Raw genomic sequence first — 13745 nt, forward strand, 5'->3', positions numbered from 1 at the left:
GATGCAACCAGTTCTGAGGCGCCTGACCGACCCGCGCAACCAGTTCTGAAGCGGCCGACGAATCCGCGCAACCAGTTCAGAAGCGGCAAACCGCCCGCGTAACCCGCGCAACCGCCACTCCAAGCGGCGCATCGCCCGCTATGGTGGGCACGTGGCGTCGTGGAGTCCTCTCGAATGGCCGGTCGTCCGCCAGATGCGGTCGGGCGACCTGTTCGGTCGTGGTCCTGCGGTCACATCTGCGCGCACGCGGACGGTCGAACCGCGCACGGCGACAGCAGACCGCATGGTGCAGAGTGTGTGTCCGTTCTGCGCAGTCGGCTGCGGGCAGCGCGTCTACGTCAAGGACGAGAAGGTCATCGGGATCGAGGGCGACCCGGACTCGCCGATCTCGCGCGGACGCCTCTGCCCCAAGGGCGCATCGAGTGAGCAACTCGTCAACAATCCGCTGCGCCAGACCACGATCCGGTACCGCGCGCCCTACGCCACCGACTGGCAGGACCTCGAACTCGACACCGCGATCGACATGATCGCCGACAGGTTCGTCGAATCCCGCCGCAACACGTGGCAGGACCGCGACGAGGACGGTCGTCTCCTGCGCCGAACGATGGGCATCGCCTCGCTCGGCGGCGCCACGCTCGACAACGAAGAGAACTACCTGATCAAGAAGCTCTTCACCGCGGCTGGTGCGATACAGATCGAGAACCAAGCCCGTATTTGACACTCCGCCACCGTTCCCAGTTTGGGAACCTCGTTCGGTCGCGGCGGCGCAACGCAATCACTGCAGGACATGGCCAACGCCGATTGCGTCATCTTGATGGGCGGCAACATGGCCGAGGCGCATCCGGTGGGATTCCAGTGGGTGTCGGAAGCCAAAAGCCGTGGCGCGCGGGTCATTCACGTCGACCCACGGTTCACGCGGACCTCGGCGGTGTCGGATAAGCACATCGCCATCCGGGCCGGTTCCGATGTGGTGTTGCTCGGTGCGCTGATCAACTACGTGATCACGAACGAGAAGTACTTCCGCGAGTACGTGGTGGCCTACACGAATGCAGCCACCGTGGTGAACGAGGACTTCCGCGACACCGAGGACCTGGACGGCTTCTTCTCCGGATTCGACCCGGAGACCGGACATTACGACCAGTCGAGCTGGGCATACGAACATGCCGAAGGTGGGCACGTGGACACCCCCGGGCATGCCGAGCACGGCGCCGACCAGTCCGCGCGTGCGGCCGGTGATCAGCATGGCGCCGGCGGCCCGGCACTCGACGCAAGCGGTGTGCTGCGGGATGACTCGCTGGTCCACCCGCGCACGGTGTTCCAGATTCTCAAACGTCACTTCTCCAGGTACACAACGGAGATGGTGGAGCAGATGTGTGGCATCACCGCTGCCGAATTCGAGTATCTGGCCGAGTCGATCGCGAACAATTCCGGCCGCGACCGGACCACCTGCTTCGGATATGCGACCGGATGGACGCAGCACACCCTCGGCTCCCAGTTCATCCGTACCGCTGCGATTCTGCAGCTGTTACTGGGCAATGTCGGCCGGCCAGGCAGCGGCATCATGGCGTTGCGCGGCCATGCCAGCATCCAGGGATCCACCGACATCCCCACCCTGTTCAACCTGCTGCCGGGCTATCTGCCGATGCCGTCGGTCGGGACCGGCGACACCTTCGCCGACTACATCGCCGGCATCGCATCGCCCACCCAGAAGGGTTTCTGGGCGTACGCCCGGGCCTATACGGTGAACCTGCTCAAAGCGTGGTTCGGGGACGCCGCCAGAGCCGACAACGACTGGGCCTACGACTATCTCCCACGACTGAACGGCCCCGCGGGCACCTACCAGACCACGGTGGCGATGCTCGAGGACAAGGTCGAGGGGTACTTCGTCCTCGGGCAGAACCCGGCGGTCGGATCGTCGAACGGTCGTCAGCAGCGGATGGCGATGTCACACCTGAAATGGCTTGTGGTGCGCGATCTGAACATGATCGAGTCGGCCACCTGGTGGAAGGAAGGCCCGGAGATCGCCTCTGGTGAACTCCGCACCGAGGACATCGGCACCGAGGTCTTCTACATGCCCGCGGCTACCCATGTGGAGAAGGCCGGTTCCTTCACCCAGACCCAGCGGATGCTGCAGTGGCGACATCAGGCCGTGAACCCGCCGGGCCAGGCGCAGAGCGAGCTGGACTTCTTCTACGAGTTGGGTAAGCGCATTCGCGAGCGTCTGGCGGGGTCGACCGATGACCGTGACCGCCCATTGCTCGACATGACGTGGGACTACCGACTCGACGAACACGGCAAACCCGACCCGGAATCGGTGATGTCAGAGATCAACGGCTACTACCTGACCGGTCCGAATGCGGGTAAGAACCTGTCGAGCTACACCGAGATGGCCGACGACGGGTCGACCGCGGGTGGATGCTGGATCTACACCGGCGTCTACGCCGACGCGACCAATCACGCCGCACGTCGCGTTCCCAACGAGGGTTCCGGTGTGGCGCAATCGGAATGGGGCTGGGTGTGGCCGGCCGACCGGCGAATTCTCTACAACCGCGCGTCGGCCGATCCCGACGGCAAGCCGTGGAGTGAACGCAAGCGCTACCTGTGGTGGGATGCCGACAAGAAGCGGTGGGTGGGTCCCGATGTGCCGGACTTCCCGGTCGACCGTGCACCGGACGCCCGTCCGGACCCGGCGGTGGGCGGTGCGGCGGCGTTGGCCGGCGACGACCCGTTCATCATGCAATCCGATGGCAAGGCATGGCTTTTCGCTCCGACCGGCATGGTGGACGGACCACTGCCCGCGCATTACGAGCCGCAGGAGTCTCCGGTCGACAACGCGCTCTACACCCAGCAGCAGGCACCTGCACGAGTTCTGTTCCCGCGCAAGGACAATCTCGACGCGCCGAGTGCCGGTGAGCCGGGAGCAGAGGTGTATCCGTACGTCTTCACCACCTATCGGCTGACCGAGCATCACACCGCGGGCGGTATGAGTCGCTGGTCGCCCTACCTCGCCGAATTGCAGCCGGAGATGTTCTGCGAGGTCTCTCCGGAGCTGGCCGCCGAGCGCGGACTGGTGAACGAGGGCTGGGCGACGATCATCTCGCCCCGCGCGGCGATCGAGGCCCGTGTGTTGGTGACCGATCGGATGCGACCGTTGACGATCAACGGTCGCATCGTCCACCAGGTCGGCCTTCCCTACCATTGGGGTGTGGGTTCGGATGCGGTGGTCAGCGGCGATGCGGTCAACGACCTCATCGGGGTGACACTCGACCCGAATGTCCAGATCCAGGAGTCGAAGGTCGGTTCGTGTGAGGTGGTGGCCGGCCGGCGACCGCAGGGTGCGGCACTACCGGCGCTGGTGCGTGACTACCAGCAGCGCGCCGGGCTGACGGTCGAGACCGACAACATCCGGGTGACGCCCAGAACCGGTGCCCCGACAGACGAGGCGCCGGGCGCCGGCGAACAACCAGGGGAGGGACATCGCTGATGGGCCAGCTGTCCGGACCGACCGATCCCAGCGCCGATGCGCACTGGGGAACACATGAGCATCCCCGCAAGGGCTTCTTCACCGACACGTCGATCTGTATCGGCTGCAAGGCATGTGAGGTGGCCTGTAAGGAGTGGAACGACAACCCGCGCGACGGAGATCTGGCGCTCACTGGAATGTCCTACGACAACACCGTCGCACTGGGGGCGAGCACATGGCGGCATGTGGCGTTCATCGAGCAGGACGGCGGACAGATCGCCGATGCCCGTCGATCAGGGCAGGCATTGATCGATCTGGGCATGCCCACAACTCCCACCACCCCTGTGACCTCGACGAATCAGGAGCCCTCCGTGGTGGGCGATGTGGATACCGCCCCGCCGGACACCCCGGAATTCCGGTGGCTGATGTCGTCGGATGTGTGCAAGCACTGCACGCACGCCGGTTGCCTGGACGTGTGTCCGACCGGCGCGCTGTTTCGCACCGAGTTCGGCACAGTGGTGGTCCAAGACGATGTGTGCAACGGATGCGGTACCTGCGTGGCGGGCTGTCCGTTCGGTGTGGTGGAGCGGCGTGCCGACGGCACGGCGGCCCCCACCACCCGCGAAGGGCAACGCAAGGGAGAACAGCCACCGGTTCCCAAACGCGGTGTGGCACAGAAGTGCACGCTGTGTTACGACCGTCTTGTCGACGACGAGACGCCGGCATGTGCCAAGACCTGCCCCACCACCTCCATCAGATTCGGGGATCACGATGATCTCGTGGAGGCCGCGCATGAGCGAGTCGCGCAGCTGCACGACCAGGGAAGGACCGAGGCGAGGCTCTACGGCGCCAACGGCAATGACGGTGTCGGCGGGACCGGGTCGGTCTTCCTGCTGCTCGACGAGCCCGAGGTGTACGGCCTGCCACCGGATCCGCGGGTGTGCACCGCAGATCTGATGTCGATGTACAAGCGTGCCGGCGTCGCGGCGGCGGGCATGATCGCCGCGGCTGCGGTGTCGTTCCTGCGAGGTAGGAAATGACCTCAGAATACGACTCCTTCCGGCCGCCTGAACAGCCGCGCCGGCGCCGTCGAGGTGACAAACGTCGGCCGGGGGAAGCAGTCCCGGCAGATGGAACCCGCGAGATGCCGATGGTGCCCGAGGTCGAGTTCACCTCGTATTACGGGCATCCCGTGGTCAAGCCGGCGCCGTGGGGCGATGAGGTCGCTGCATATCTGTTGCTCGGCGGCGTCGCCGGAGGGTCGGGCCTGCTGGCTGCGGGTGCACAACTGACCGGGCGACAAGCGTTGCGCCGCAACGCACGGCTATCGGGACTCGCAGCCGCGGGCGTCGGTGCGGTGGCACTGGTCGCCGACCTCGGGCGCCCCGACAGGTTCTACAACATGCTCCGCACGTTCAAGGTGACCTCGCCGATGAGTATGGGGTCGTGGATCCTGTCGGGATACAGCGGCTTCCTCGGGGTGGCGTCGGTGGCCGAGGTCGATCGGCTTCTCGCTCAACGCCTTCCACTCGGCGTGTTGCGCAAGGTGCTCTACGCGGTGGAGGGGCCGTCCGGACTGGCGGCGGCGGTGTTTTCGGCGCCACTTGCTGTCTACACCGCAGTTCTGCTGAGTGACACGGCAACTCCCACCTGGAATGCCATGCATCGCGACCTGCCGTTCGTGTTCGCCGGATCGGCGAGCCTTGCGGCGAGCGGTCTGGCGATGCTCACCACTCCGGTCGGCGAAGCGGGACCCGCGCGCACCCTGGCGACGGTCGGCGTGGTCGCCGACGTGACGGCGATGCACTATATGGAGAGCCGGATGGATCCTGTTGCCGCCGAGCCACTGCACATCGGCCGGGCGGGCACCCTGCTGAGGTGGAGCGAACGTCTCGCGGTGGCAGGAGGTATCGGTGCGATGCTCGGGGGAAGATCCCGAATCGCTTCTGCTGCTTCAGGACTCGCGCTCCTGGCCGCATCCGCCTGCACCCGCTTCGGGGTGTTCCACGCGGGTATCGAATCGGCCAAGGACCCTCGCTACACCATCGAACCGCAGAAGCGACGCCTTGAGAAGCGCCGTGCGCAGGGGGTCACCGACGACTCCATCACCACCGGCTGGTGACCACCCGAGCCGAACTCACCGGATCGCAATGCCCTGTCCGGCAACGGTTTCACCGATGATCGGATAGCCGGGCACTTCACCGACCACCAACAGACCACCGGAGGTCTGCGCATCAGCGAGTAAGAGCAGGGTGTCGTCGTCGGCCATGGTGTCGGAGGACAGATGCGCCTGCACCCAGTCCAGATTGCGGCGGGTTCCCCCCGAGACGTAGCCGTCACGCAGCGCCTCTCTCGCACCGGAAACGGTCGGCACGGACGAGCTGTCGATGATCGCACCGATTCCCGAGGCGCGGCACATCTTGTACAGATGGCCGAGCAGGCCGAAGCCCGTGACGTCGGTGCCCGCGGTCACCCCCGCGGCCAGCGCTGCGGTCGCGGCGTCGCGGTTGAGCGTTGTCATGGTGTCGATCGCCTCGGGGAACACGTCGCCGGTCTGCTTGTGCCGGTTGTTGAGCAATCCCACCCCGATGGGCTTTGTGAGGGTCAGTGGCAGGCCTGCGACTGCGGAGTCGTTGCGGATCAACCGATTCGGGTCCGCGACACCGGTCACGGCGAGGCCGTATTTGGGTTCGGGATCATCGATGCTGTGACCGCCGATCAGGGGACACTGCGCCTGCTCGGCGACGGCGAGCCCGCCGCGAAGTACCTCGGTCATCAACTCCATCGGCAGCGTGTCACGCGGCCAACCCACCAGATTGATGGCCACCACGGGCCGTCCGCCCATCGCGTAGATGTCCGACAGGGCATTCGCGGCGGCGATCCGACCCCAGTCGTAGGCGTCATCGACCACAGGCGTGAAGAAGTCGGCTGTGGACAGCACCGCCAGATCGTCGCGGATGCGCACAGCGGCGGCGTCGTCGCCGTGTTCGAGACCCACGAGGATGTGCTCGCCGGTCTGGCCGGTGAGCCCGGCGACAGCCTGTTCGAGCTCACCCGGTGGGATCTTGCACGCGCACCCACCGCCGTGTGCATATCCGGTGAGGCGAACAGCGTTGGCGACGTCGGTCGAATCCGTGTGGGTCCCTGTCATGGCCACAGCGTAGGCCGAGGACCCCGTGGCGTGGCACAAGACGAGTGAAGCCCAGCCGACCCCTCTCGGCTGGGCTCACTCGGACGGCGGCGTTGCACCGCCCGTTGGTGACGCGTTCTCGCACGAGGCGAGATCACGAAGAGCTGTCGTGGACCTCAGTGGGCCCATGCGGACTCAGTACGCCGAATCCACATTGTCGATCGATCCGTATGTCGCAGCCGCGTAGTTGCAGGCGGCGGCGATGTTGGCGACCGGGTCATAGATGTCATAGCTGGTACCGGCGACGTGATAGGCGTTGAACGTCGGGTCGATCACCTGCAGCAGGCCCTTCGACGGCGTACCGGCGGCGGCGTTGGAGTCATAGCCGTTGATCGCCTGAGGGTTGCCCGTCGACTCCCGCATGACGTTGCGGTAGATGCCGTCGTAACTCGCCGGAATTCCGTTGGCGCTGAGGATGTCGAGTGCCTGGTGGATCCAGCCGTCGAGATCGTCGGAGTACACCGGCGCCGGCGGCGGTGCGGGGGCGGGTGCCGGCTCGGGTTCGGGTGCCGGAGCCGGTGCTGCCACGGGCTCAGGTGCCGGTGCGGGAGCGGGCGCCGGTGCCGGAGCAGCAGCCGGCGCGGGCACCACCGGCTTGGGAGCGACGTGTACGGGCGCAGCAGTGGCCTGGGCACGCTCGGTCGCGGTGATGAACTGCGCGGGTCGCCCCTTCTCCGCATGCGCGGGTTCGGTGGACTCGATGGCTCCGGCGGTGATGATGCCCGCCAGTGCGAGCGAGGCCGCGCCGAACACTGCGGCGTGGCGGGAACTGGGGATTGCGCGTCGAATACGTCGAAGCGGCTGTGTGACAACGAACATGTGAAGCAAATTTCCTGATTGGGTTTGGCCCCAATGGATCTCGGACAATATTGACCGTCCATTGCAGCGTTGTACGACAGCACGGGTTCATTCGCCGGATATGGCGATACCTCGGTACCGGTTGCGGCGAATGGTGTGCTGTTGCTGTTGTGAATGGAGGAGACGATCCTGTCGTCTCGCGCATGTCGCACCCGGCCCCTGTCGGGGTCCGCGACTCGCTCGGGCGGGGTTCGGTGGCCGTCAGGCTCCGGTGACCGCAGCGAGTTCGCGATGCGCACATGCGAGGTGAATCCGCATGGCTAACTCGTCCTTCTCGTGCTGCACAGACCGTACGTCTGTCTCTTGCATGTAACAGGTTGATATACATGCCTGAGTGAAAGCCAAGAGAAAACTGAGATAAACCTTAACGCGGCACGGATGCGCAACGGCTCGTCAGCGACTGCGCAGGTGGAAAGGGACTTTGGTCCGATTCGATACGTGGTGGGCATCACAGTTTTGCTGCTTGTGCCCGCCTGTTGTTTCCGATCTGTTACCCAATTCGGCCGTTCGCGTGACGCTCCCCGTGGCAACACGGCCCGCCGGTCCGTGGGTGGTCGCGCAGGGACTGGGTTAGCGTGAGTGCGCACGCAGAGGAGGCGTCTGGGTCCTGGTGGGCCTCCCGGTCTTCAAAACCGAGGAGATCGAGTATCTCGGTCTGGCGGGTTCGATTCCCGTCCGCCTCCGCCACCGTGTCCTCGGATCAGCTCGGCAGCTGCGGAGCCATCCCAGGCCTGATGCACGTCGCGGCTTTGATGCAGGAGGAACGGTGACAGGCGACGATCCGCGGCGGTCGATCCCTCGCACGGATGTACTGCTCGGACTGCCCGAGGTGCTCGATGCGCGCGATCGCCTCGGCGAGATCCGCATCCGTGGGATCATCCACGATGTTCAGGCCAGGGCACGTCGTGGCGAATTGGCCCCGAGCGCCGTCGGGTCTGAGGTCGTAGCCGCAGTGCGGGGCGAGAGTGCGTCGAGTCTGGGTGCGGTTCTCAACGCCACCGGCGTCATCGTGCACACGAACCTCGGCAGGGCACCACTGTCGGACACCGCAGTTGCCGCAGTGGTCGAGGCGAGTGGATATGTCGACGTCGAACTGGATCTGGCATCGGGTAAGCGATCCACACGCGGCGTCGGCGTGCGGGAGGCGCTGGTGCGGGCATGTCCGGCCGCGGGCGACGCCCTGGTGGTCAACAATGGTGCCGCAGCCCTCATGCTGGCGTGTACCGCCTTTGCCGCCGGCCGCGAGGTCGTGATCTCGCGCGGAGAGATGATCGAGATCGGCGCGGGATTCCGGCTCACCGACCTCATCGTCTCCACGGGTGTGCGACTGCGTGAGGTCGGCACGACCAATCGCACCCACCTGCGTGACTATGCCGACGCGTTCTCGCCCGCCGGACTCTCACCAGGTGCCGGGTTGCCCTCGGGCGCAGGGCAATACGATCCGCGCAGCGTAGAGTACCATGTCGGCGCGATCCTCAAGGTGCACCCGAGTAACTTCCGGGTGCAGGGATTCACCGCATCGGCGGGACTGTCGGAACTCCGCGATCTCGCACATCAGTATGGTGTCCCGCTGATCGTGGACCTGGGAAGTGGTCTGCTGCACCATGATTGGGCCCTTCCCGACGAGCCGGATGCGACGTCGGCACTCGAGGCGGGTGCGGACGTGGTGATCGCCAGCGGAGACAAGCTACTGGGCGGGCCGCAGGCCGGGATCCTCCTCGGCGACAAGGATGTGATCGCGCGGTTGGCCACGCATCCGCTGGCACGAGCGGTACGCACGGACAAGCTCACCCTCGCCGCCCTCGAAGCCACCCTCACCGGACCGCAGCCACCGGTCACGCGCTACCTGCACGTCGACCCGGAAAGAGTGAAGCAGCGCACCGAGCGACTCGCCGGCGAACTCGGGGTGCCGATCGTCGAATGTGACGGCCGGGTGGGCGGTGGGGGCGCGCCCGGGGTCCGACTCCCGGGATGGGCTCTGCGACTGCCTGTTTCGGTTGCCGGGCCGCTGCGCACCGGGGATCCGGCCGTCCTCGCGCGGGTGCACGCGGATGCGTGTCTGGTGGACCTGCGGTGTATCCCCGAACGTGACGACGAGCGGTTGCTCACCGCGTTGCGTGCGCAGATCCCGGCGAGTTGAGCGGGCGAACAGATGTACGTAGTCGCCACGGCGGGGCATGTGGACCACGGCAAGAGCACGTTGGTGCGCGCGCTGACCGGCATCGAACCCGACCGCCTCGCCGAGGAGAAGCGCCGCGGACTCACCATCGATCTCGGATTCGCCTGGACCACACTGCCGTCGGGTGCCGACGTCGCGTTCGTCGATGTCCCCGGCCATGAACGGTTCATCGGCAACATGCTCGCCGGCGTGGGGCCCGCGCCGGTGGTGATGTTCGTGGTGGCCGCCGACGACGGATGGCGGTCTCAATCGTCGGAACATCGTGATGCGTTGGCGGCGTTGGGGATCGATCGCGGGGTGGTAGTGATCTCGCGCGCTGATCGTGCCGATCGACACCGCATCGAGGCCACTCGTGCGCAAGTGCGAGACGAACTCGCCGGAACCGGGCTGGGCGGGTCGCCGATCGTCGTGGTGTCGGCGGTCGGACGACTCGGGATGACCGAACTGTCGAATGCACTCGATGGTGTCCTGCGATCGACTCCTGAGCCGGATCGCACTGAGCGAGTGCGGATGTGGGTGGACCGATCGTTCGTGATCGCCGGCGCCGGCACGGTCGTCACTGGCACCCTGGCAGCGGGTTGTGTCCGTGTCGGCGACACCCTTGCTCTGAGTGGCACCAGTGCGGTCGAGACCGTGTCCGTTCGCGGAATCCAAACCGAGGAGAGCGAGGTCGATGAGATCGGCCCGGTGTCCCGGGTGGCGCTGAATCTTCGGGGTGTGGGTGTCGGCGACGTCGTGCGCGGCGACGTCCTGCTGACGCCGGATACCTGGCCGGTGACGGCGATCGCGGACGTGCGGCGTGTGACAGGACCGGCTTTCGGCGACAGCCCCGTTCACCTGACCGCTCATGCAGGTACCGCCGCGATCGCCGCGCGTGTACGTCCGCTCGACGCTGATCATGCTCGGCTGCAGCTGGATCGGCCACTGCCGCTGATCCGGGGTGATCGCATCGTGCTGCGCGATCCCGGCAATGCCGTCATCACCGGCGTCGAGGTGCTCGACAACGACCCACCGGCGCTCACCCGGCGTGGCGACGCGGGCCGTCGCGCGGCGACGCTGCGAGAATCGGCTGTCGATGGCGGCGGCGCGCTGCGTGCCGAGGTGTCGCGGCGCGGTGCGGTGACGGTGGATGCGCTGCGCCGGTCGGGCCTTCTAGTGGACGGCGAGGATCAACTGCTCGCCGAGACGACCGCGCGCGAACTCATCCACCGGGGCGCCTGGTTGATCTCGCGGGATGTGCTCGAGCGCTGGTCGCATCAGTTGTGCGACCTGATATCTGCTGTGCACCACAATGATCCGCTCGCACCGGGGTTGTCGCTCGCATCGGTGTCGTCGAGTCTGGGATTGCCGTCCGATGAGTTGACGGCGGTGGTGGTCGAGGAGGCCGGGGTCGACTCGCGTGCCGGTTATCTCGCGCTCGCCGGACGAGGTGTCGACCTGACCGGGATCGAGACGTCGCTCGCGGAACTGGAGTATCGGCTGGGAGAGAATCCGTTTGCCGCGCCCGAGGCGCGCGATCTCCACGCGTGGGGTTTGGGTGCCAAGGAACTCGCCGCAGCCGAACGTGCCGGACGGTTGCTGCGGCTGGGGGACTCGGTGGTGCTGTTGCCCAGCGGTCCGGCTCTGGCCATGCGAGAACTGGCGCGACTTCGCCAGCCCTTCACCACCAGCGACGCCCGTCAGGCATTGGGCACCACCCGGCGGGTCGCCATCCCGTTGCTCGAGTATCTCGACGCGCGCGGCTGGACTCGACGTATCGACGCCGGCCACCGGGAAGTGGTCGGGGGCCGGGGATGATCGAGCGCCGTAGGATCTGACAGTGATGGACAGCGACGCAGGGATGCACGACAGCGACGCGGGGCGGGGGGATGTGGGCGGGGAGCCCGACGGCCTTCGCGTGCCGACAGCCGCCCAGGTGAGTGACCTCAAAGAGCGCATCTACGTGACGTTCACCGGGTTGGCCATCGTTCTGGCACTGTCAGTTCCGGGTCAATCCGACGATCCGGCAGAGGCGTTCGCGGTGCTCGCGGTCGGTATTCTCGCGGTGACCGCAGCGAGTCTGGCCGCCGACATCATCGCCCATCTCGTGGTCCACCAGCGGTTTCCGGGCGGTCATGAACTCCTGCACCAGGTGCGTACCGCGCTCGGTGCGCTCCCCACCTCGGCCATCCCGTTGTTCATGATCGGACTCGCGTGGTGCGAGGTGATCTCGCTGCACTCCGCACTGCAGGCGGCCGGCTGGTTCTACATCGCCGGACTCGCCGCGATCGTCTTCCTCGCCATCCACCGGACCGACGTCGGACTGCTGCGCAAGTTGATGGCGTTACTGATCGTGGTGATCATCGCACTGGTGGTGCTGCTCATCCAGACCCTTGCGCACCTCCACTGAGGAGAAGTAGTGCGCTCACGTGCGAGAGCCCTCGCGCGCGAGTTCCCCCGACCGGCAGGAGCCGAACAGCATGACCGATCCGCAGGCGAGCGGCGCAGCCGGCCCCGGCGCCGACCCACGGCGGTGGAGAGCGCTCGGAGTCTGTCTCGTCGTCGGATTCATGACATTGCTCGACGTGTCGATCGTCAACGTGGCACTGCCCTCGATCAGTCGCGGGCTCGGCGCGAGCAGCGCCGATCTGTCGTGGGTGGTGTCGGGATATGCGCTGACATTCGGCCTCGTACTGGTGCCGGCCGGGCGGATCGGCGACGCCCGCGGACGGCGAACCGTCTTCATGGCCGGTCTCGCCGCGTTCACCCTCGCCTCGGCCGCCTGCGGGCTCGCCCCGACCCCGATGCTGCTGGTGATTGCCCGGTTGGTGCAGGGAGCCGCGGCCGGTTTCCTCACGCCGCAGGTGACCGGACTGATCCAGTTGCTGTTCCGGGGTCCCGAACGTGGTCGGGCATTCGGCTTGTTCGGCGTGGTGGTGGGCATCTCGACCGCGATCGGGCCGCTGCTCGGGGGACTGCTCATCGCCGCCGGCGGCGAGACGTCGGGGTGGCGGTGGATCTTCTTCGTCAACGTGCCGATCGGCATCGTCGCTCTCGTGGGTGCCTACCGGCTCATCCCGGCGCGGCCGAATGAGACGAAACAACCGCTGACGTGGCGGACATTCGATCCGGTGGGCGTGGTGCTCCTCGGCGTCGCGGTGGTGTCGCTGATGCTCCCGCTCGTGCAGGAACAGCAGTGGCACGGCAGCGGGAAGTGGCTTCTGCTGCTGGTCGCCGCGGTGTTCGCGGCAGCGTTCTGGCTGTGGGAGCGCTACCTCACCCGTACCGGCCGCGACCCGCTGGTCGACTTGTCGTTGTTCAGGATTCGCTCGTACAGCAGTGGATGTCTCATCGGGATGCTGTATTTCGGCGGCTTCACCACCATCTTCTTCACCTTCACCCTCCTGCTCCAGGAGGGTGAGCACTATTCGGCACTCGAGGCGGGGCTGGCGACCACACCGTTCGCGGTCGGGTCGGCGATCGCCGCGCGGGTCGGCGGAAATCTGGTGGGGCGGCTGGGCCGACGACTGGTGGTGATCGGCCTGATGATGGTGACGGTGGGGCTGCTTGTTGCCATTCTCGCGGTGGACCTCGACTCGGGTCGGTCGGTGGCGTTCTCCACCGCGCTGCCGCTGCTGTTCGCGGGATTCGGTTCGGGTCTGGTGATCTCGCCCAACCAAACCGTGACACTCAGCGAGGTGCCCGTGACCCGGGCAGGCATCGCCGGCGCCGTTCAGCAGACCGGTCAGCGGATTGGGACCGCGGCGGGCATCGCGCTGGTTGGTGCAGTGTTCTTCGCGCGGCTGTCGGCCACCGGATCGGAATCCAGGGCGTTCATCGATGCCACCGCGATCACCATCGCACTCATCGTGGTCGCCCTGATCGTGGCCGCGATCGATTGGGCCGTGACGCGCAGAACTGGTCGGCAGGCAGGCGCCAGCGAGAGTGCGCCGGCGTAAGAACTGGTTGCGTTTGTGGGGGTGGCTGCCGGTCGTGAACTGGTTGCGTTTGTGCTCGCGCAGCCAGTTTTGGCGTTCGCATCCTTTGCAATGGTTGCGTGTGTGGGAAGTGGTTGC

The 13745-nt window shown here is 66.4% G+C and carries 9 protein-coding genes and 1 tRNA gene; 8 read left to right on the plus strand and 2 right to left on the minus strand.

The window, feature by feature from the left end:
- The first annotated feature begins 151 nt into the window (after nucleotides 1-151).
- Genes fdh through nrfD form a run of 3 tightly spaced genes read left to right on the plus strand, consistent with a single transcriptional unit; the run spans nucleotide 152 to nucleotide 5585 of the window.
- A complete protein-coding gene (gene fdh / locus IEW22_RS13990) occupies nucleotides 152-3484 on the plus strand; it encodes a formate dehydrogenase (protein ID WP_229742671.1) in 3333 nt (1110 codons plus the stop codon).
- Nucleotides 3484-4503 (plus strand): 4Fe-4S dicluster domain-containing protein, encoded by a 1020-nt coding sequence (locus tag IEW22_RS13995; RefSeq protein WP_188587232.1) that lies wholly within the window; start codon nucleotides 3484-3486, stop codon nucleotides 4501-4503. Before fdh ends, IEW22_RS13995 begins: the two co-directional genes overlap by 1 nt.
- Entirely contained in the window at nucleotides 4500-5585 is a 1086-nt protein-coding gene (nrfD, locus tag IEW22_RS14000) for an NrfD/PsrC family molybdoenzyme membrane anchor subunit (RefSeq protein WP_188587233.1), read from the plus strand. The genes IEW22_RS13995 and nrfD overlap by 4 nt, the downstream gene beginning before the upstream one ends.
- 15 nt (nucleotides 5586-5600) lie before the next feature.
- Here nrfD and selD read toward each other — a convergent pair whose 3' ends face one another.
- Together selD and IEW22_RS14010 are read right to left on the minus strand one after the other, a co-directional pair.
- The gene (selD, locus tag IEW22_RS14005; RefSeq protein WP_188587234.1) at nucleotides 5601-6614 is read right to left on the minus strand and encodes a selenide, water dikinase SelD; all 1014 of its coding nucleotides are present in this window, start codon (nucleotides 6612-6614) and stop codon (nucleotides 5601-5603) included.
- Nucleotides 6615-6788: 174 nt separating this feature from the next.
- Nucleotides 6789-7472: a transglycosylase SLT domain-containing protein gene (locus IEW22_RS14010; RefSeq protein ID WP_188587235.1), complete on the minus strand. Its 684-nt coding sequence runs from the start codon at nucleotides 7470-7472 to the stop codon at nucleotides 6789-6791.
- 631 nt (nucleotides 7473-8103) lie between these two features.
- Here IEW22_RS14010 and IEW22_RS14015 point away from each other — a divergent pair.
- The 5 genes from IEW22_RS14015 to IEW22_RS14035 all read left to right on the plus strand — a co-directional run bounded on the left by IEW22_RS14015 (nucleotide 8104) and on the right by IEW22_RS14035 (nucleotide 13628).
- Nucleotides 8104-8198, plus strand: a tRNA-Sec gene (locus IEW22_RS14015).
- A gap of 79 nt (nucleotides 8199-8277) precedes the next feature.
- Nucleotides 8278-9651 carry an L-seryl-tRNA(Sec) selenium transferase gene (locus tag IEW22_RS14020; RefSeq protein WP_188587236.1) on the plus strand — a complete coding sequence of 458 codons (1374 nt, stop codon included), beginning with the start codon at nucleotides 8278-8280 and terminating at the stop codon, nucleotides 9649-9651.
- 12 nt (nucleotides 9652-9663) lie between these two features.
- Complete coding sequence (selB, locus tag IEW22_RS14025) at nucleotides 9664-11487, plus strand: selenocysteine-specific translation elongation factor (protein ID WP_188587237.1); 1824 nt, start codon at nucleotides 9664-9666, stop codon at nucleotides 11485-11487.
- Nucleotides 11488-11512: 25 nt separating this feature from the next.
- Entirely contained in the window at nucleotides 11513-12079 is a 567-nt protein-coding gene (locus IEW22_RS14030) for a hypothetical protein (RefSeq protein WP_188587238.1), read from the plus strand.
- Between the two features lie 70 nt (nucleotides 12080-12149).
- Nucleotides 12150-13628, plus strand: coding sequence for an MFS transporter (locus IEW22_RS14035; RefSeq protein ID WP_188587239.1), 1479 nt, complete (start codon nucleotides 12150-12152; stop codon nucleotides 13626-13628).
- The last annotated feature ends 117 nt before the right edge of the window (nucleotides 13629-13745 follow it).

Origin of the sequence: Gordonia jinhuaensis, from assembly GCF_014639795.1 — a bacterium.
Lineage (GTDB): Bacteria > Actinomycetota > Actinomycetes > Mycobacteriales > Mycobacteriaceae > Gordonia_B > Gordonia_B jinhuaensis.